Source organism: Rhodospirillaceae bacterium (assembly GCA_018662005.1).
Classification (GTDB): Bacteria; Pseudomonadota; Alphaproteobacteria; order Rhodospirillales; family JABHCV01; genus JACNJU01.
Map to the genome: position 1 here is coordinate 196995 of JABJHA010000004.1, position 18013 is coordinate 215007.

Consider the following 18013-nt stretch of genomic DNA (forward strand, 5'->3'; position numbering starts at 1 on the left):
GCCATGTCCGCAACCCTTAAAAAGATTCCCCGCCAACGTGATATCATCGACCGCAAGGCGTTGTTCGCCCGCTTTACCGAGATGGCCGCCTGGTCAGGCATCGGCACCCGCAATCGCGGCGAGGTGCTTGTTCTTTTCAAGGAAACGCTGGCCGCCGGTAATGCCGAAATCAGGCGACGATTCGAGCATGAACGGGTCAAGGGCGCCGATACGGTGCGGGCCCAGTCGTTCCTGATCGACCAGTTGATCCGGGTGCTTTACGACACCGCCGTGACGTATGTTTATCCGGTCGCCAATCCAACAATCGGCGAGCAGATTTCCATCATCGCCACCGGCGGCTACGGGCGCGGCGAACTGGCCCCGTATTCAGATATCGATCTGATGTTTTTGCTCAATTACAAACGCACTCCCCGTACCGAGCAGGTCATCGAATACATGCTCTACATGCTGTGGGACTTAGGGCTAAAGGTCGGCCATGCGACCCGTTCTGTCGAGGAGGCGGTGAAACTTTCCCATGATGATCTGACCATTCGCACGTCGCTGCTGGAGGCCCGCTACCTGTGGGGAGATGAAGCTCTATACAAGCGCTTCAAGGAGAAATTTTCCGCCGATATCGAAGCGTCGTCCGGCCCTGCCTTTGTTGATGCGAAGCTGGCCGAAAGGGACGAACGTCACGAACGCATGGGCGATACCCGTTATGTGCTGGAGCCCAACGTCAAGGAAGGCAAGGGCGCTTTGCGGGATGTTCAGACCCTGTTCTGGATCGCCAAGTATCTGTACCGGGTTGAAGCCGTCGAAGAGCTGATTGAAAAGGCCGTGCTGACCAAGCGCGACGCCAAGCGCTTTGCCAAGGTGCAAAACTTCCTGTGGACGGTGCGTTGCCACCTGCACTATCTGGCTGGCCGCCCCGAAGAACGCCTGACCTTTAATGTTCAGAGCGAACTGGCCGCGCGCATGGCCTACAAGGACCACGCTGGCTCCCGGGGCGTTGAGCGCTTCATGAAGCATTATTTTCTGGTCGCAAAGGACGTTGGCGATCTGACCCGGATTATCTGCGCGGTTCTTGAATCCGAACATAAAAAAAAGCGTTTCCGTTTGCCCAGGCTGTCGTTCCTGCGTCGTGATGTGCAGGGTTTCAGGTTTGATGTTGATCGCCTCGCCCTGGAAACGCCAGACGCTTTCAAGAAAGACCCGATCAAATTGCTGACCCTGTTTGCCGAAGCCCAGCGCCTTGAGCTTGATATCCACCCCAGTGCGCTAAGGTCGGTTACCGAATCCCTGCGCCTGATTGATAAAGTTATGCGCCGTGAGGAGGCGGCCAACGCCGTGTTCATGGATATTCTGACGTCCCGGAAAAACCCGGAACTGGCGCTCAGGCGATTGAACGAAGCCGGTGTGTTTGGCCGTTTTATCACCGAGTTCGGCCGGGTCGTCGCCCAGATGCAGTACGACATGTACCATGTCTATACGGTTGACGAGCACACCATCCGCGCCATCGGCATTCTTGCCCGTATCGAGGAAGGCAAGCTCGCCGATGATCACCCCGTCGCCACCTCGGTGATCCGCGAACTGCAATCCCGTCGCGCCCTTTATGTGGCCGTCCTGCTGCATGACATCGCCAAGGGCCGGGGCGGCGATCATTCGGAAATTGGCGGCACCATTGCCCGCAAGCTGTGCCCGCGCCTGGGACTTAACGAGTGGGAAAGCGATACCGTTGTCTGGCTTGTCGAACAGCATTTGAGCATGAGCCGCACCGCCTTTAAACGCGATGTCGATGATCCCAAGACGATCAGTGATTTTGTCGAGGTGGTGCAATCACCCGAACGTTTGCGCCTGCTTTTGATCCTGACGGTGGTTGATATCCGAGCCGTTGGCCCCGGCGTCTGGAATGGCTGGAAGGCGCAGTTGCTGCGTGATTTGTATTATAGCGCCCAGGAAACCATGGCCGGGGGGACCACCGCCGAGGTTCGCTCCAAACGGGTCGCCCGGGCCAAGGAAAAACTGGTCGCCGAACTTGCCGATTGGAAAGCGGAGGATATCGATGCCCATATCGCCAAGGGCTATGATGATTACTGGCTTTGCTATGATGAGGTGGCCCACGCTCACCACGCCCGCATGATTGCCGGGGCTGATGCCAAGGGCCGCGACATTACCATCGAAAATCGTCTCGATCAGGAACGCGAAGTAACCGAAGTGGTGATCTACACCCACGACCATCCAGGCGTCTTCGCCCGCATCGCCGCCGCCATGTCGCTGACCAATGCGACAATTGTCGACGCCCGCATTTCCACCCTGGCAAACGGAATGGCCCTGGATACGTTCTGGATTCAGGACGCGGACGGCGGTCCTTTTGATAGAAAAGAACACCTGAAACGCCTGAAGGGGCGTATTGCCGACGCCCTGAATGGCAAGTTACAACCTGCCCAGGAACTGAAAAAACTGCGTGAGCGGGCCATTCCCAGCCGCACCGGCGTCTTCAAGGTGCCGCCGCGGGTGTTGATCGACAACACGGTCAGCGCCAAGTACACGGTGATCGAGGTCAACGGGCGGGATCGTCAGGGATTCTTGAGCGACGTCACCGGGGCGCTGACCGGCATCGGTCTGCAAATTGCCTCGGCCCATATTTCCACCTACGGCGAGCGCGTCGTCGATGTCTTCTATGTCAAGGACGTGTTTGGTCTTCGTGTTGACCACGACAGGAAAACCGAGCAAATCAAGAAGGCGCTTCTCGAAGCGATCACTCCGCCTGAGGATAAAAAACAGGCGGCCACCGTCACCAGTTAGACGCTGCCGCCTTTTCAGGGCCACAAATAACCTTTAATCAGGGGTCATGACTTTATTGCGTTCCATCGCCACGGTCGGCTCAATGACCATGGTCAGTCGTGTTTTTGGCTTTGTTCGCGACATTCTGATTGCCGCCGTGCTGGGCGCCGGCATGTTGGCGGATGTGTTTTTTGTCGCCTTCAAATTTCCCAACCTGTTCCGTAGGCTTTTCGCCGAAGGGGCGTTCAACATGGCGTTTGTGCCGATCTTCGCCGGTATTCTGGAAGAAGAAGGCGAAGAGGCGGCCAGGCAGTTTGCCGATCAGGCCCTGGCGGCGCTGTTGTGGGCGTTGCTGGTGCTGGTCATTGTTCTGGAACTGACGATGCCGTGGGCGATGATGGTGTTTGCGCCAGGGTTCCTTGCGGAGCCTGAAAAATTCGACCTTGCCGTCGCCCTGACCCGCATTACCTTCCCCTACATCATTTTTATCTCGCTGGTCTCGCTAATGGCCGGTGTGCTCAATTCCTTTGGCAAATTTGCCGCCGCCGCGGCGAGCCCGATTTTACTGAACATTTGCCTGATTGGCGCGGTGCTGATTTTCGCGCCACTGGCCAAAACCCCGGCCCATGCATTGGCGTGGGGTGTTTTTGTCGCAGGTGTTGTTCAGTTCGGCTGGCTTGCGGCGCACTGTCGGCGGGTTGGATTTCAACCCCGTTTGCGGATGCCTGCTCTCAGCGACAACGTCCGCTTGCTGGTCAGGCGGGCCTTGCCGGTCGCCCTGGGGGCCGGAATTTATCAAATAAACCTGCTGATCGACACCATCATCGCCTCGTTCCTGCCTGCGGGTTCGATCTCCTATCTGTTTTTTGCTGACAGGGTTAACCAATTGCCGCTGGGGGTTGTCGGTGTCGCCGTTGGCACCGCCTTGCTGCCGATGCTGTCTCGGCAAATCAGGGCCGGTGACGACGGCGCTGTGCAACACAGCCAAAACCGGGCCGTCGAATTTTCCTTGCTGCTTACCCTGCCCGCCGCTTGCGCGCTTTTTGTCATTGCCGACCCGCTGGTTCGGGTGTTGTTCGAGCGCGGTGCCTTTGGCGAGCCACAAGCCGCTGCGACGGCTGCAGCGCTGAGTATTTTCGCCTTGGGCCTACCGGCCTATGTTCTGGTCAAGGCACTGGCGCCGGGCTTTTTTGCCCGCGGCGATACGGCCAGCCCGGTAAAAATCGCGGTCTGCGCCATGGTCGTTAATGTTGCTCTCTCACTGATCCTGATGGGGCCGTTTCTGCATGTCGGCATTGCCATGGCGACGGCGGCGTCAAGCTGGCTCAATGCAGGCTTGATGGCCTATGTTCTGCATCGCAGAGGACATCTGGTCATTGACGCCCGACTGAAAGAACGCCTGCCGCGCACGTTGCTTGCCAGCGTCGGCATGGGAGCGGTGCTTTATTTTTCCATGCCGGGGCTGGCTCCCTGGCTGGTCGGGGCAGAGCTTGAACGCGGGCTTGCCCTTGGTGTGTTGATTGCCGCCGGCCTTGCCAGCTTTGCCGTGCTCGCACAGCTGAGCGGTGCGGCCCGTCTTGATGATATAAAAAGTCTGCGTCGCCCTTGACCGATAGTGTCCTGCCCCATAAGTTCGCCGTCTTCATTTAAGGTTTTTGAAATTATGAGCAGAATTTTTTCCGGCGTGCAGCCGACAGGCGATCTTCACCTTGGCAACTATTTGGGCGCGATCCGCAACTGGGTACGCTTGCAAGATGACTATGAATGCCTGTTCTGTGTCGTCGATATGCACGCCATCACCGTCTGGCAGGATCCGGCCGAGCTGCGCGCCAGCACCCGCGAGGTTACCGCCGCCTTGCTGGCTTCCGGTATCGATCCCAAGCGCCATATCGTCTTCAACCAATCCCAGGTGCCGGGACATGCCGAACTTGCCTGGATTTTCAATTGCGTCGCCCGCATGGGATGGCTCAACAGAATGACCCAGTTCAAGGAAAAAGCCGGTAAGCACAAGGAAAACGCATCGATCGGTCTGTATGCCTATCCATGCCTGATGGCCGCCGATATTTTACTCTACAAGGCGACCCACGTGCCGGTCGGCGAAGATCAAAAGCAGCACCTGGAATTGACTCGCGACATCGCCCAGAAGTTCAACAATGACTTTAAGAAAGAACTATTTCCTGTTGTTGAACCTTTGATTTTTGGCGCAGGAACCCGGGTAATGTCATTGCGCGACGGAACCAGCAAGATGAGTAAATCCGACCCTTCACAGCAATCACGCATCACCATGACCGATGATGCGGACACCATCGCCAGGAAAGTCAGAAAGGCGAAAACCGATCCGGACGCCCTGCCGGATAGCCCGACCGGCTTTGTCGACAGGCCCGAAGCGGCAAACCTTATGGGCATTTACGCGGCTTTATCAGATACTGACATTAGCAAAGTCTGCCAAGACTTTGGCGGTCAACAATTTTCCACATTCAAGCAAAGTCTGGCCGATTTGGCGGTTGCCAAGCTGTCACCCATTCAGGATGAAATGCGCCGCTTGATGGACGACCCGGCTTATGTTGAAGGGGTTCTGGCTGACGGTGCAAAAAGGGCCCAGGCCATGGCCGCGCCGATCCTTAAGGAAGTGCGTGAAACGGTCGGGTTTCTGTAAGTAGATAAATCAGCCCTGAATCGAGCGACCCCTTGAAATTTTTCTCATTTAGGCCCATCTAGTAGCTTCCAGTTAACGAGGCTTTTTCAGGCCAACCCGTTCAACGTTGTAAAGGTTAAGATTGAAAATGTTTATTCAGACCGAAGGCACCCCCAATCCGGCGACCCTTAAATTTTTGCCAGGCTGCGATGTGATGAACGCCACCGGCCAGGGCGGCGCTAATTTTACTGGTGCCGAAATGGCGACGCGCTCTCCATTGGCTCTGCGGTTGTTTGAGCTGGATGGCGTCAACGGGGTTTACCTGGGCGGTGATTTTATCACCATCACCAAGACCGACGCCAAAGAATGGGAAACCATGAAGCCGTTGGTTCTCGGCGTCATCATGGAACACTTCACCGCCGGCAAGCCAGTGATCGAAAACAGCTCTGCTGATGATGATGACGACGATGATGCGGCCGATGGCAGCATTGAAGGGCAAATCAAGGAGTTGCTCGATACCCGCGTTCGTCCGGCCGTCGCCCAGGATGGCGGCGACATCGTTTTCCACTCCTTTGAGGACGGTGTTGTTTACCTGACCATGCAAGGCGCCTGTTCGGGCTGCCCGTCATCAAGTGCAACGCTCAAGCACGGTATAGAAAACATGCTGCGTCATTACATTCCTGAAGTCACGGAAGTGCGGGCCTCCGAATAATCATATAAATAGTGTGGCATCCATGCATCTGTTGCAGGGGTGATATGCGGTTGCGGTTGCTGAATCTGCGTGACTCCGGGCCGCAAAATTGACTACTATCCGATCCTTCGCCGGCCATTCTTCCACTCGATATACGCGCTTTGGGCACAATATTTAGCGCGTTATTTGATTTTCTCACAATATAGTGTATATATTGTGGCGATTTTGAAGAGACGGAACGGGCTTATTTATGGGGCATGAACAACCAGAATCGAGCCAAAGTGACGTGGTTCGGCCAATTCCAGAGAAAATGATGAATTTTGAACGTGGCGCACTCGCCCTCGTCGGGGGCTTTGTATCTGTCTTGATTGCGGCGGCCTGGATCAGCCCGCCAGCAAGCGGCAGTGCTGCGCCGCGCGCTTCCCTGAACAAGGCTGAGCCGATGATTCTGACCGGCGGCCTGGCACCCGGTGCTGTGACAAGCGAAATCATCAAGCCGCTTGAAGTAAGTCAGGAGTTAAAGGATTTCGATGTAGCCTCGGGTCCTGTCGCGGCGACCGCGAGAAGTTTGCACACGACCTTTGGCCGTCTTGGCTATCATCTTGACAAGGTCAAGTCCGGCGATAAACCAGTGCCGCGTGTTTTCCTCGCCACCCTTCCTGAAGACCTGGCCCAGGTGCCCGAGAACAAGCAACGCAAAGCGCTGTTTTTTCAGACCATGTTGCCGTTGGTGTTGCAGGTAAACGAAGAGATTCTTGCCGATCGGGCGCGTTTGTGGAAACTGCGCTACAGCACCGGCCTTGGCATAAAGCATAGCGCCGCCGAGCGTTTGTGGCTTCGGGTGATGACCGAACGCTACGGTGTTAAGGCTGGCGATATTGACGCCTTGATCAGCCGTATCGACATTATCCCGCCAGCCCTTGCCCTGGCCCAGGCGGCCGAAGAAAGCGGCTGGGGGACGTCACGCTTCGCCAAGGAAGGCAACGCCATTTTCGGTCAGTGGACATTTGCCTCAAGCACCGGCTTGACCCCGCTTAAGCGCGATCAGGGCAAGAAGCATCAGGTCAAAGCCTTTGATTCGCTGATTGATTCGGTCCGCGCCTATACCATGAATTTAAACAGTCACCGCGCCTACAAGGGTTTCCGAAACACCCGTCAGGCTATTCGTCGCGCCGGAGCGCCCCTCGACAGCCGGGTGTTGGCCGGCAAGCTGCATAAATATTCGGAACGCGGTCAGGCTTATGTGGCGGCGTTGCGTAATCTTATTGAATACAACGGCTTAAGCCCCCTCGATGGGGCCCGTCTTGATGACGGCGCGCCTGACGAAAAAATCGCCTCGGCGATATAAGAAAACCGCCTCATTAAGGTTCAAGCCCCTCAAGCCCCTCAAGCGCCGGGCGGGTTCTCCGAACCCTTGGCTCGCCGCATAAGCGCCGGCCCGCGGTCGCGGGCTTGGGGAGAAATATTTTCAATGGCGATAGAATATTCTCCTGTCGCTATTTATATTTTGACTTCCAGAGGCCCAGCCAAGCGAACGGAGTGAGCGCCCGGCGCTTGAGGGGCTTGAACCTTAATGAGGGGCTATCACTATTTCTTAAAAAACTGACGTCCGAACCAGTACCAGCGGTCATTTTTGGCTGGCAGGGTGCAGTTAAACCGGGTGCGACCCCGCGGCAGGGCTTTTTGCATTCTGATTTCAATGCGCGTCTGACCAGCTTCCCCGGCAAGTCGTGAAACGTCCAGCTTGCCTTCGTGAGAACCGAAACATGATAATCGGTTCAGGCTTTTTGTCAGGGCTTCATCGCCATTGATGGTGAAACCGAAAGCCGGCGGGTTGTCATCTTCCACATCAATCAACTGATCGTTCGGGGTAACGTCAACGATGTTCAGGGCCAGGGCGTTAGCGGCCAGCTTGAAGCGTTTCATGTCGCCGTAGGTTTCGTTCAGGGCAAAGCGTGGCAAATAATAAATATCCGGGGTTTTGGCCGCGACTCCCGAATGTTGGCCAAGCCCGGCCTTAAAGCCGGTTGAGCGGACAAGGTCGATAACACGTTCGCTGGCCTCGCCATAAGGATAGGCGATGAAGGCGGGTTTTGAGCCAAGCTCTTTCTTGAAGCGGGCGTTGGATTTATCCAGATCGCGGCGATTGGCGAGAACGCTGGAACTGGCCATGTGCAGGTGAGAGGCAGTCTGACTGCCGATACCGGCGCCGTCCTGTTGCAACTCACGGATTTGATCCCAAGACATATAGCCGCGAATGCCCCGGTCGACAGGATCGGTGGCGACAAACAGCGTAAAGGGAAAACCCAGCGCCTTGAAGCGCGGCCAGGCTTTCTCGTAAACGGACAAATAGGCATCATCAATGGTGATGGCGACGGCTTTATCGGGAAGTTCTTCGCCATCATGCAGAGCCTTGATAATGTCGGCCAGCGCCATCACCTGATAGCCACCGGATTTTAATTCCTCAAGATGAGCCTCAAACTGGGCGATTTTGATGGAGGTTGTCGGGAAATCATCCTCACCAAAACGGTGATACATAAAGATAACGGCCGAATTGCCGGCATGGGCCGGAAGCGGCACAACGCACAGGCCAAGCACAATGATAAAAAAAACTGACAGAATATGTCGCAGCACATTAAACCCCTTGATGACACCACATTCTCCACCGTAATGGTTAATGCAAAGCAAATGAAGGACGAAGCCCAATGAAAGCCGATGATGCGACCCTCGATTTGTTGTTTAACAAGGCCCGGACAAGAAATGGCTGGACCGACAAGCCATTGCCCGAAGGGATGCTCGAGGATATCTGGAACCTGACCCGCATGGCCCCGACCAGCGCCAATTGCTCACCCGCCCGCATTGTTTTTGTGACAAGCGACGAGGCCAAGGAGAAACTGCGACCGGCCCTGATGGACGGTAATGTGGCCAAGGTGATGGCCGCCCCGGCAACGGCGATCATCGGCTACGATATGGAATTTTATGAACACCTGACGAAACTGTTTCCGCACACGGACGCGCGCTCCTGGTTTGCCGGGGATGATGAACTGATCCAGACAACGGCGTTTCGCAACGGCACCTTGCAGGGCGGTTATTTTCTGATGGCGGCAAGGGCTCTGGGGCTTGATTGCGGCCCCATGTCCGGCTTCGATAACGTCATGGTCGATGCGGATTTCTTTGCCGGAACGACGGTTAAATCGAATTTTATCTGTTCCATCGGCTACGGCAATGATGACCATCTGTACGGGCGCAGCCCCCGCTTCAGTTTTGATGAAGTATGCCGGGTTGAATAATTGGCCTTTAGCCCATCATCGGCTGATCCAGAACATGATCATTCATGACCTCGTAGGAACGGCTGTCGAAAAGCTGGTAGTGCCACCACTCTTTCAGGTAACAGTCCCAACCCGCCGCCGTCATTAAACCCAACAGGCGATAGCGATTTTCCTGAGCGACCGGGGAAATATCGGTATTGCCGTGATGAGACAGCGGCGTGAAGGCATCAAACGCGGTGCCCATATCAAGGGCTTCACCGGAACCGGCATCAACAAGCGTCAAATCAATGGCGACACCCCGTGAATGGGGCGAACCCCGGTTAGGATCGGTCAGAAAATCCGGGTCCGGGGTATGATCCCAAAGTTTGAACTGGGCCTCGGACGGGCGGAAGGCGTCAAAGATCTGAAAACGCCACCCCTGAGCACGGGCGAGGTCAATGGCGCGCCGTAAAAGCACTTCGGCATCACTGTGCAGGTAGCATCCGGGTCGAGTGTAGACCGGCTGGCCGGTGAAGTTGTCAGCGGTGGCGTACATTATGGTGATCGCCACATCGTGGCTTTCGGTGGAAATGGGGATCAGTGTCATATTTAAGACGAACCTTGTCGTTGACGAGATTCCCAGTATAACCCTCACAGTAACAAACGGAGCAAGGCAAGATGCGTATTTTGGCCATGGACACGGCGACCAGCGCCTGCTCGGTGGCGCTGTCAATTGACGGCGCTATCGTCAGCCATCGCCTCATCGAAATGGTCCGTGGTCAGGCAGAGGCCCTGGCCCCGATGATCGCCGATGTGCTGGAGGAAGCCGATATTGACGCAAGCGAACTTGATTTGCTGGCCGTAACGGTTGGGCCCGGCGCGTTTACGGGTTTGCGTATTGGCCTTGCCACGGCCCGCGCCATGGCGCTGGCCACTGATGTGCCCTGTCTTGGCATAAGTACGACGGAAGTTATTGCCCAGGCCGTTCCCGAACTGACATGGCCCGATGGCTCTTTACTGGTGGCGCTGGATTCGAAGCGTTCCGACATTTATGTGCAGCTGTTTTCAAAACCGGGTCAGGGGGTTGGGGAACCGCAAGCCATTGAACCTGAAAACCTGAGCCAGTGGCTGGGCGCTGTTTCGGGCCCCATTGGAATTGTCGGTGATGCCGGGCCTGTTGCGCTTGCCGCCCTGGTCGAAAAAGAAATTGATGTTTCCCCAGTAGACGCCCCCGGCGTTCCTGATGCCCGGGCGCTGGCGGCCGTTGCGGCGCGGCGCTGGAAAATTGGTGATCCGGCGCCAACGCCGAGCCCATTATACCTGCGCCCGCCGGATGCCAAATTGCCCCGCGATGGCGGCAAGCTGCGCCCATGAACAGCCAAATTATCGAGGCTGGCATCGCCCACGCCGAGGTTTTGGCAACCCTGCACGGCGACTGTTTTGACAGCGCCTGGGATCGTCAGGCGATCATCGACATTCTCGCCATGCCGGGTGTCTGTGCGCTGATTATCAGCACTGATCATCAGCCACAGGGCTTTGCCTTGTTCCGCCTTGCCGCCGACGAAACCGAAATTATCAGTATTGGCGTTTCACCGAAGGGCCGTCGGGAAGGACAGGCAGGGCGGCTCTTGCGGGCGATTATCGACCAAGCGAGCAGGCAGGGAGCGGAAAAAATATTCCTTGAGGTCGGTGAAGATAATGTGGCGGCTCGCGGACTTTATGAGAAGAGCAGCTTCACCCTGGTTGGAAGGCGAAAAGGGTATTATAACCACGGCGCGAAAAAAACCGACGCTTTGATTTACAGTCTTGAAATAACAGCCAAGTAATAAAGATAAATAATTATAAGTCGCGCAGACTCTAAAATTACCTTTTACGGATCAGCAAACGATGAATTCCATCGTTAACCGCGGTCTCGGCTTCGGGTTCAAGACTGACCACTTCATGGCCCATATCGAGCACGGAACGGGGCACATTTTCAAGCGGTTCTGCGCCTTGCAGCCGCACTTCGGCCAATTCTCCCGGGGCCATTTTCTCAATCACCAACTTGGTCCGAACGAAGGTCATGGGACAGGTTTCCGGCGTGATATCCAGGAAGTAATCGGCATTTGGCTGATTCTTGCTTTGATTGTTTTTATTCATGCTATTAACTTGCGATTGGTGTGTGTGTTCTTTATATAATGCTAAATCATTAATTTAATGGAATTTTTTGAAAATGAGCGACAAGCCAAACATAAACGAGGTGCTGGAACTGACGACCGAGATCGTCTCGGCCCATGTCGGCAACAATACGGTTGCTGTCAATGACCTGCCCAATCTGATACAGGAAGTATATAAAACCCTGTCATCTATTGGAAGCGATCAGGGCACGGCAGAACGTCCTCGCCCGGCAGTTGCTGTTAAAAAATCGATATTTCCTGATTACATTATCTGTCTGGAAGATGGCAAAAAACTTAAAATGCTGAAACGCCACCTGAAAACATCTTACAATATGTCGCCTGAAGAATATCGTGAACGCTGGAATCTGGGTGCGGATTATCCGATGGTTGCGCCGAATTACGCGAAACACCGCTCCAATCTGGCGAAGAAAATCGGGCTTGGCACAAAACCCCGCAAGGGTCGCGGCAAAGCAGCTTAGGGAAGCTGTCTTCAGAAGTGAAAGTTTATGAACCTTAAATGACGGCGATATCACGGATCGAGCAGATCTGCATTGACAAGGGCATGAAGATGACCGGCCAGCGCCGGGTTATCGCCCGGGTTCTTTCGGAATCAGACGATCATCCCAATGTTGATGAAGTGCATAAAAGGGCCTCGGACATTGACCCGAAAATTTCCATTGCCACGGTCTACCGTACCGTTCGCCTGTTCGAGGAGGCGGCGATTCTTGAAAAGCATGATTTTGGCGATGGCAGCGCTCGTTATGAAGAAGCCACCGACGATCATCACGACCACCTGATCGATATTCGCAGTGGCGCGGTTCTTGAATTCCATAACGAGGAGATCGAGGCCCTGCAACGCAAGATCGCTGAAAGCCATGGTCTCAAACTTGTTGGCCACAGGCTCGAACTTTACGGCGTCCCCATAGGCGACGATGAAAAGGAGTGATCCAAGGCACGTGCGCAACCAGCTTGACACACCCAAACACAGTGTTACCATTTTGTCAGATAACATGCCCTCGCAAGCCAGGACTCATTGGTATAAGGACGGGCCTGACACTTGACCAAGAAACTGCATATCAAGACCTACGGCTGTCAGATGAACGTTTATGACTCGGCCCGGATGACTGATGTCCTGATGCCTTTGGGATATCAGGTGACGGACAACCCAGATGATGCCGATATGGTTGTTCTCAATACCTGCCATATCCGTGAAAAAGCGGCCGAAAAAGTATACTCGGAACTGGGCCGCCTGAACCGAACCAAGCAACGCAAACAAGACCAGGGATCGGATATGATCCTGGCGGTTGCCGGCTGCGTCGCCCAGGCCGAGGGTGAGGAAATGCTGCGCCGGGCACCATTTGTCGATCTGGTTTTCGGGCCGCAAACCTATCACGATCTGCCTGAAATGATCGCCCGTCTCTCGCGCCAGGGCGGGACCGTGCTGAATACGGATTTCACGGTTGAGGCAAAGTTTGATCACTTGCCTGATACGACGGCGGACAGTGGCGCGCTTGATGGCGCATCGGCTTTCCTGACCGTTCAGGAAGGCTGTGATAAATTTTGCGCCTTTTGTGTTGTTCCCTATACACGGGGCGCGGAATTCTCGCGCAGGCCTTCTGAAATCCTTGAAGAAACCCGCAGGCTTGTTGATCTTGGCGTTAAGGAAGTGACTCTGCTGGGGCAGAACGTCAACAGCTATCATGGGCTTGGCGATGATGACGAGTGGGGGCTTGGCCGCCTGATCCGGGCGACAAGTAAAATCGCCGGGATTGAGCGGATCAGGTACACCACGTCTTATCCGGCTGATGTTGATGATGCGCTGATTGCTGCCCACCGGGATGTGGAACAGCTGATGCCGTTCCTGCATTTGCCGGTTCAGTCGGGATCGGACCGGGTCCTTAAGGCTATGAACCGCCGCCACGGCGCCGATGAGTATCGGGCGTTGGTCGAAAGGTTGCGTTCGGCGCGTCCAGACCTGGCCCTGTCGTCGGATTTTATTGTCGGCTTTCCCGGTGAAACCGATGATGATTTCAAAGCGACCATGAAGCTGGTCGAAGATATCGGTTTTATTCAGGCTTACTCGTTTAAATACAGCCCGCGACCGGGAACCCCGGCGGCCATTCTTGAAAATCAAGTCGACGAGGCTGTTAAAAGTGAGCGACTGGCCATTTTACAAGACGCCCTGAACGCCCGGCAACTGGCCTTCAATAAAAGCTGTGTCGGGGCCGTGATGCCGGTTCTGCTCGACAGGCCGGGGCGAAAGGTCGGGCAGATAGTTGGCCGTAGCCCCTATATGCAGCCGGTCCACGTCACCGCATCTGAGGAACTGTTCGGAACCATCGCCGATATACGCATCGATGAAGGCAAAGCCAACAGCCTGGCCGGATCATTACCAGAAAGACAAAACCTGGCTTTCGTAAATTCCGACAAAAAACCAGGCCTGGCTTCCAGAAACCCCAAACAACAAAAAGAGAACGCCGCATGACACCACCGACCAAGCCGCGCAGTTTGCAGGACAACGCCGATGACAGCCGCAAGTTGACCTTTGATGATAACAGTCTTGCCATGCAGCTTTTTGGCGCCCATCAGGCGCACCTGACAATTATTGAGCAACAACTTGGTGTGACCGCCCAGTCTGTTGGGAACGAGGTGACGCTGATCGGCGAGGCCGACGCCATTAACGCCGCCGCCGAAGCACTCGACGGATTATACGGGCGTCTTAAAAAAGGCATGTCAGTTGATCGCCACGAAGTCGAGGCGGTGCTGCGGATGGCGTCCACATCCGGATCGCAGGTCACAGACGCTGATATCGAGATCAAAACCCGCAAGCGGACGATTTCTCCACGCACCCCGACCCAGGCCAAATATCTTCAGGCTATTGATGAAAATGAACTGGTTTTCGGAATTGGCCCGGCCGGTACGGGAAAAACATATTTGGCCGTTGCCAAGGCGGTTGAGCGGCTTGTCAGGGGTGACGTCGAGCGGATCATCCTGTCACGCCCCGCCGTCGAGGCCGGTGAACAGCTGGGCTTCCTTCCCGGGGACATGCAGGAAAAAGTCGACCCCTATTTGCGTCCGCTCTATGACGCCTTGCACGACATGATGCCGGGAGAACAAGTGGCCAAGCGACTGGAGAGCGGTGAAATCGAAGTGGCACCCCTGGCCTTCATGCGCGGACGTACCTTGGCCAATGCCTTTGTTATTCTTGATGAAGCCCAGAACACGACGGCCGTTCAGATGAAAATGTTTTTAACCCGGCTGGGCGAAAATGCCCGCATGGTGGTGACTGGCGATTTGACACAGGTCGACCTTCCCCGGGGCATCCGCTCGGGTTTGCGTGATGCCTCTGACATTCTCAGCCAGACCAAGGGCATCGGTTTTACCCGTTTTGGCAAGGACGATGTGGTTCGCCATCATCTGGTGTCAAAGATCGTCGGTGCTTATGACGAGGCCGAAATGCGCCGCCAGGCAGCGGCCCGGTACGAGAAAGGCAACGGCGCGAAAAGCGATGAGTGAACTGGACATTGACGTTTCAATTTCCGAGCCTGAGTGGACGACAGCTTTGGGTAATGTCGAGGAATTGTGCCGCGTCGCTGTAAAAGCCTGCCCGCATCCGGATGCCGGACCCGGCGAAGTCAGCATTTTGCTCAGTGATGATGAACAGGTTCGCCAACTCAATCGGGATTATCGTCATCAGGACAAGGCGACAAACGTGTTGTCATTTGCAAACAGTGAAGATACGGAATCTTTAGAATTTGCGCCTAGGCTACTGGGTGACATTGTCATCGCTTATGGCGTGACAAGTGTCGAGGCGGAAAATGAAGGCAAAACACTGGCCGACCATCTAACCCATCTGGTCATACACGGCATGTTGCATTTGCTTGGCTATGATCATCAGGACGATGCAGAAGCGGGGGATATGGAAGCCCTTGAAGTCAGCACCCTGGCTGGCCTTGGCATCGGCAACCCATACAGCGAACAAGCGGATTTGAAATGAACGACCCGGCGTCACTGAAATCTTCCAACGACAATGGAAATGCTGAAGCGGACGAACCCTCCAGCGGGCCGCTCGACTGGCTGAAAACCCTGTTCGGAATAAAAGCCGCCGAAGGGTCTGCCCGCGACGTGCTTGAGGAATTGATTGAAGAGCGCGAAGAAGCCGAAGTGCCTATTGATGCCGAAGAGCGTTTGCTGATGGCTAATATTCTTGAGCTTAAAGGCAGAACCATCCATGACGTTATGGTGCCCAGGGCCGATATTGTTTCTATCGAATGCGAAACCGGCCTGTCGGAATTAATTGATCTTTTAACCCGCGAAGGCCATTCCCGGGTGCCGGTTTTCAACGAGAACCTGGACGATTCTATCGGCATGATTCATATCAAGGACGTGCTCGCCTGGCGTGGCAAAGACGAAGATTTCGCCTTGCGCCAGATCGTTCGCAAGGTTTTGTTCGTACCACCTTCCATGCAGGTGTTGGAGCTGTTGCTGGAAATGCGCGCCACCCGCTGCCACATGTCTTTGGTGGTTGATGAATTTGGCGGTATTGACGGGCTGGTGACAATTGAAGACCTGGTAGAGGAAATTGTCGGCGAGATCGAAGATGAACACGACCGCACGGATGAACCGGCCATGGTTGACGGCCCGAACGCCACCATCGTCGCCGATGCACGGGTGCCAATTGAAATGCTGGAACAACGTCTTGGCATCATCGTCAGTGATGAAGAGCGCGAAGATATCGACACGCTGGGCGGGCTTGTCTTTTTGCTGGCTGGCAGGGTGCCGGTGCGCGGCGAGTTGATCAGTCATCCTTCGGGAATTGAATTTGAAATCCTTGACGCCGATCCCCGGCGCATCAAAACAGTGCGCCTGCGCGGCGCAGAGGCCCTGACCCCGCCCTACTTGGGTGATGGTTAATTTTGTGAAGAGCAGGCTTTATCTCAGGGTCATTGCGCTGGGCGGATGGCGGCGCTGGGCGCTGACCTTTTTGCTGGGGGTTCTGGCTGCGGGGGCTATGGCGCCCTTGCACGGGGTGTTTCTGCTGGTTCCGGGCTTAAGCGGATTATTGTGGCTGGTGTTCTCCAAGGGCACGGCGCGGGCCGCTTTTGGCGTTGGTTGGTGGTTTGGCTTTGGCCATTTTTCAGCTGGTTTATATTGGGTTGCCAACGCCTTGCTGACCTATCCTGATCGTTTTGGCTGGATGGCGCCCTTTGCAGTGTTTGGGCTGGCCGCGGTGCTGGCCTTGTTTCCCGCCTGCGTTACCGTGCTGACAAGACTGTCGGCCCGTCGGTGTAGCGGTATTGGGCGGGTCCTTGTCTTTGCCGCCCTGTGGACGACTTTCGAGTGGCTGCGAAGCTGGGTCTTTACCGGCTTTCCCTGGAACCTGATCGGCAGCGTCTGGGCTTTTTCCGATCCGATGATTCAATTGTCGGCACTTGCCGGTGTTTACGGTCTTGGCTTGCTCACGGTCATTGTCGCCGCGATGCCAGCGCTTTTGGCCGGTGGCGACGAATGGGCGGTCAAGGGAAGCCCATTACGACCGCTGACACTGGCCGTCCTCGCCCTTGTCGTTGTCTGGGCCGGTGGGGCGGTGCGATTATCAGGGGCGACGGCGGACAGGGTTCCCGATGTGCGTCTGCGATTGGTGCAGCCCAACATTGATCAAAAACTGAAATGGGATCGTCAATACCGATCAAGTCATTTCAATGATCAATTGGCCATGAGCGTGGCCCCGCCTTCCCCCGGTGTGGAGCAACCGACACATGTGATTTGGGCCGAAACGGCGACTACCTTCTTTATCAGCAAGGATGGAAATGTACGCAAGGCCCTTGCCGGGGCGACACCCAAGGGCGGCCTGCTGATGACCGGCGCGCCGCGCACAAGCTCGCAAAGTGAGCCTGTCTATCGGGTCTGGAACAGTTTTCAGGTGATTGACGAAGAAGCCCGCATTGTCGGGACGTATGATAAATCTCACATGGTTCCGTTCGGCGAGTATATGCCTTTTCGCAAGGTCTTGAATTTAGCCAAAATAACCGACGGGGCGACGGATTTCTCGCCAGGCCCGGGCCCTAAAACCCTGCGTCTAAAAGGATTGCCGCCCGTCTCGCCGCTGATTTGCTACGAAGTAATTTTTCCGGGCGAGGTTGTCGATCAACGGGACCGGCCGGAATGGTTGCTCAACCTGACCAATGATGGCTGGTACGGTGTCAGTTCCGGGCCTTATCAACATTTCGCGGCTGCCCGCTTTCGGGCGGCAGAACAAGGTTTGCCCCTTGTTCGGGTCGCCAACACGGGAATATCCGGTGTCGTCGATGGCTACGGGCGTGTCATTGCCAAACTGGGGCTGTCCGAACAGGGCGTTCTTGATAGCGCCTTGCCATCAGCACTTGGGCCAACGCTTTATGGGCGGCTGGGTGACTGGATTGTTATATTGCTGGTCCTGCTTGTTTCCGGGGCCGGTCTTTTAATGAAGCCTGGGCGACGTGCAGGTTGAGCGATAGCGTTATAAATATTACCGGTAATA

The 18013-nt window shown here is 55.5% G+C and carries 18 protein-coding genes; 15 read left to right on the forward strand and 3 right to left on the reverse strand.

Annotation, left to right across the window (positions count from 1 at the left end; genetic code table 11):
• Positions 1 to 3 precede the first annotated feature (3 nt).
• The 5 genes from HOL66_02225 (at position 4) to HOL66_02245 (ending at position 7437) form a co-directional block, all read left to right on the forward strand.
• Positions 4 to 2784, forward strand: a complete 2781-nt coding sequence (locus HOL66_02225; GenBank protein MBT5243044.1) for a [protein-PII] uridylyltransferase — start codon at positions 4 to 6, stop codon at positions 2782 to 2784.
• A gap of 46 nt (positions 2785 to 2830) precedes the next feature.
• On the forward strand, positions 2831 to 4372 hold the full coding sequence (gene murJ, locus HOL66_02230) for a murein biosynthesis integral membrane protein MurJ (protein MBT5243045.1): 1542 nt from the start codon (positions 2831 to 2833) through the stop codon (positions 4370 to 4372).
• A gap of 54 nt (positions 4373 to 4426) precedes the next feature.
• Positions 4427 to 5419, forward strand: a complete 993-nt coding sequence (gene trpS / locus HOL66_02235) for a tryptophan--tRNA ligase (GenBank protein ID MBT5243046.1) — start codon at positions 4427 to 4429, stop codon at positions 5417 to 5419.
• A 127-nt stretch (positions 5420 to 5546) separates the two neighbouring features.
• On the forward strand, positions 5547 to 6110 hold the full coding sequence (locus HOL66_02240; GenBank protein MBT5243047.1) for a NifU family protein: 564 nt from the start codon (positions 5547 to 5549) through the stop codon (positions 6108 to 6110).
• A 289-nt stretch (positions 6111 to 6399) separates the two neighbouring features.
• Positions 6400 to 7437 carry a hypothetical protein gene (locus tag HOL66_02245; protein MBT5243048.1) on the forward strand — a complete coding sequence of 346 codons (1038 nt, stop codon included), beginning with the start codon at positions 6400 to 6402 and terminating at the stop codon, positions 7435 to 7437.
• A 239-nt stretch (positions 7438 to 7676) separates the two neighbouring features.
• On the opposite strand, the gene HOL66_02250 is transcribed toward HOL66_02245, so the two are convergent.
• Positions 7677 to 8723, reverse strand: coding sequence for a polysaccharide deacetylase family protein (locus HOL66_02250; protein MBT5243049.1), 1047 nt, complete (start codon positions 8721 to 8723; stop codon positions 7677 to 7679).
• Between the two features lie 71 nt (positions 8724 to 8794).
• Between HOL66_02250 and HOL66_02255 the strand changes: the two genes are divergently transcribed.
• Positions 8795 to 9379 carry a malonic semialdehyde reductase gene (locus HOL66_02255; GenBank protein ID MBT5243050.1) on the forward strand — a complete coding sequence of 195 codons (585 nt, stop codon included), beginning with the start codon at positions 8795 to 8797 and terminating at the stop codon, positions 9377 to 9379.
• 7 nt (positions 9380 to 9386) lie between these two features.
• On the opposite strand, the gene ddpX is transcribed toward HOL66_02255, so the two are convergent.
• Positions 9387 to 9944, reverse strand: coding sequence for a D-alanyl-D-alanine dipeptidase (ddpX, locus tag HOL66_02260; GenBank protein MBT5243051.1), 558 nt, complete (start codon positions 9942 to 9944; stop codon positions 9387 to 9389).
• Between the two features lie 71 nt (positions 9945 to 10015).
• On the opposite strand from ddpX, the gene tsaB reads away from it, so the two are divergent.
• Positions 10016 to 10711 carry a tRNA (adenosine(37)-N6)-threonylcarbamoyltransferase complex dimerization subunit type 1 TsaB gene (gene tsaB / locus HOL66_02265; GenBank protein ID MBT5243052.1) on the forward strand — a complete coding sequence of 232 codons (696 nt, stop codon included), beginning with the start codon at positions 10016 to 10018 and terminating at the stop codon, positions 10709 to 10711.
• Positions 10708 to 11163: a GNAT family N-acetyltransferase gene (locus HOL66_02270; protein MBT5243053.1), complete on the forward strand. Its 456-nt coding sequence runs from the start codon at positions 10708 to 10710 to the stop codon at positions 11161 to 11163. The genes tsaB and HOL66_02270 overlap by 4 nt, the downstream gene beginning before the upstream one ends.
• Positions 11164 to 11200: 37 nt before the next feature.
• On the opposite strand, the gene HOL66_02275 is transcribed toward HOL66_02270, so the two are convergent.
• Positions 11201 to 11476: a sulfurtransferase TusA family protein gene (locus HOL66_02275; GenBank protein MBT5243054.1), complete on the reverse strand. Its 276-nt coding sequence runs from the start codon at positions 11474 to 11476 to the stop codon at positions 11201 to 11203.
• 73 nt (positions 11477 to 11549) lie between these two features.
• Here HOL66_02275 and HOL66_02280 point away from each other — a divergent pair, with 73 nt between their 5' ends.
• The 7 genes from HOL66_02280 to lnt all read left to right on the forward strand — a co-directional run bounded on the left by HOL66_02280 (position 11550) and on the right by lnt (position 17983).
• The gene (locus HOL66_02280; protein ID MBT5243055.1) at positions 11550 to 11972 is read left to right on the forward strand and encodes a MucR family transcriptional regulator; all 423 of its coding nucleotides are present in this window, start codon (positions 11550 to 11552) and stop codon (positions 11970 to 11972) included.
• Positions 11973 to 12010: 38 nt separating this feature from the next.
• Positions 12011 to 12439, forward strand: a complete 429-nt coding sequence (locus HOL66_02285; GenBank protein ID MBT5243056.1) for a transcriptional repressor — start codon at positions 12011 to 12013, stop codon at positions 12437 to 12439.
• A 111-nt stretch (positions 12440 to 12550) separates the two neighbouring features.
• Positions 12551 to 13978, forward strand: coding sequence for a tRNA (N6-isopentenyl adenosine(37)-C2)-methylthiotransferase MiaB (gene miaB, locus HOL66_02290; GenBank protein MBT5243057.1), 1428 nt, complete (start codon positions 12551 to 12553; stop codon positions 13976 to 13978).
• On the forward strand, positions 13975 to 15009 hold the full coding sequence (locus tag HOL66_02295) for a PhoH family protein (protein MBT5243058.1): 1035 nt from the start codon (positions 13975 to 13977) through the stop codon (positions 15007 to 15009). The genes miaB and HOL66_02295 overlap by 4 nt, the downstream gene beginning before the upstream one ends.
• On the forward strand, positions 15002 to 15490 hold the full coding sequence (ybeY, locus tag HOL66_02300) for an rRNA maturation RNase YbeY (protein ID MBT5243059.1): 489 nt from the start codon (positions 15002 to 15004) through the stop codon (positions 15488 to 15490). The genes HOL66_02295 and ybeY overlap by 8 nt, the downstream gene beginning before the upstream one ends.
• Positions 15487 to 16407, forward strand: a complete 921-nt coding sequence (locus HOL66_02305; protein MBT5243060.1) for an HlyC/CorC family transporter — start codon at positions 15487 to 15489, stop codon at positions 16405 to 16407. The genes ybeY and HOL66_02305 overlap by 4 nt, the downstream gene beginning before the upstream one ends.
• Complete coding sequence (gene lnt, locus HOL66_02310; protein MBT5243061.1) at positions 16400 to 17983, forward strand: apolipoprotein N-acyltransferase; 1584 nt, start codon at positions 16400 to 16402, stop codon at positions 17981 to 17983. Before HOL66_02305 ends, lnt begins: the two co-directional genes overlap by 8 nt.
• Positions 17984 to 18013 lie beyond the last annotated feature (30 nt).

What these genes read in the sequence shown, in the direction of transcription:
- HOL66_02270 (MBT5243053.1), top strand. Translation starts at nt 10,708, where the DNA reads ATGAACAGCCAAATTATCGAGGCTGGCATCGCCCACGCCGAGGTTTTG.
- ddpX (MBT5243051.1), bottom strand. Translation starts at nt 9,944, where the DNA reads ATGACACTGATCCCCATTTCCACCGAAAGCCACGATGTGGCGATCACC.
- ybeY (MBT5243059.1), top strand. Translation starts at nt 15,002, where the DNA reads ATGAGTGAACTGGACATTGACGTTTCAATTTCCGAGCCTGAGTGGACG.
- tsaB (MBT5243052.1), top strand. Translation starts at nt 10,016, where the DNA reads ATGCGTATTTTGGCCATGGACACGGCGACCAGCGCCTGCTCGGTGGCG.
- HOL66_02295 (MBT5243058.1), top strand. Translation starts at nt 13,975, where the DNA reads ATGACACCACCGACCAAGCCGCGCAGTTTGCAGGACAACGCCGATGAC.
- murJ (MBT5243045.1), top strand. Translation starts at nt 2,831, where the DNA reads ATGACTTTATTGCGTTCCATCGCCACGGTCGGCTCAATGACCATGGTC.
- HOL66_02245 (MBT5243048.1), top strand. Translation starts at nt 6,400, where the DNA reads ATGATGAATTTTGAACGTGGCGCACTCGCCCTCGTCGGGGGCTTTGTA.
- HOL66_02305 (MBT5243060.1), top strand. Translation starts at nt 15,487, where the DNA reads ATGAACGACCCGGCGTCACTGAAATCTTCCAACGACAATGGAAATGCT.
- HOL66_02285 (MBT5243056.1), top strand. Translation starts at nt 12,011, where the DNA reads ATGACGGCGATATCACGGATCGAGCAGATCTGCATTGACAAGGGCATG.
- trpS (MBT5243046.1), top strand. Translation starts at nt 4,427, where the DNA reads ATGAGCAGAATTTTTTCCGGCGTGCAGCCGACAGGCGATCTTCACCTT.
- HOL66_02280 (MBT5243055.1), top strand. Translation starts at nt 11,550, where the DNA reads ATGAGCGACAAGCCAAACATAAACGAGGTGCTGGAACTGACGACCGAG.
- HOL66_02225 (MBT5243044.1), top strand. Translation starts at nt 4, where the DNA reads ATGTCCGCAACCCTTAAAAAGATTCCCCGCCAACGTGATATCATCGAC.
- HOL66_02275 (MBT5243054.1), bottom strand. Translation starts at nt 11,476, where the DNA reads ATGAATAAAAACAATCAAAGCAAGAATCAGCCAAATGCCGATTACTTC.
- lnt (MBT5243061.1), top strand. Translation starts at nt 16,400, where the DNA reads ATGGTTAATTTTGTGAAGAGCAGGCTTTATCTCAGGGTCATTGCGCTG.
- HOL66_02255 (MBT5243050.1), top strand. Translation starts at nt 8,795, where the DNA reads ATGAAAGCCGATGATGCGACCCTCGATTTGTTGTTTAACAAGGCCCGG.
- HOL66_02240 (MBT5243047.1), top strand. Translation starts at nt 5,547, where the DNA reads ATGTTTATTCAGACCGAAGGCACCCCCAATCCGGCGACCCTTAAATTT.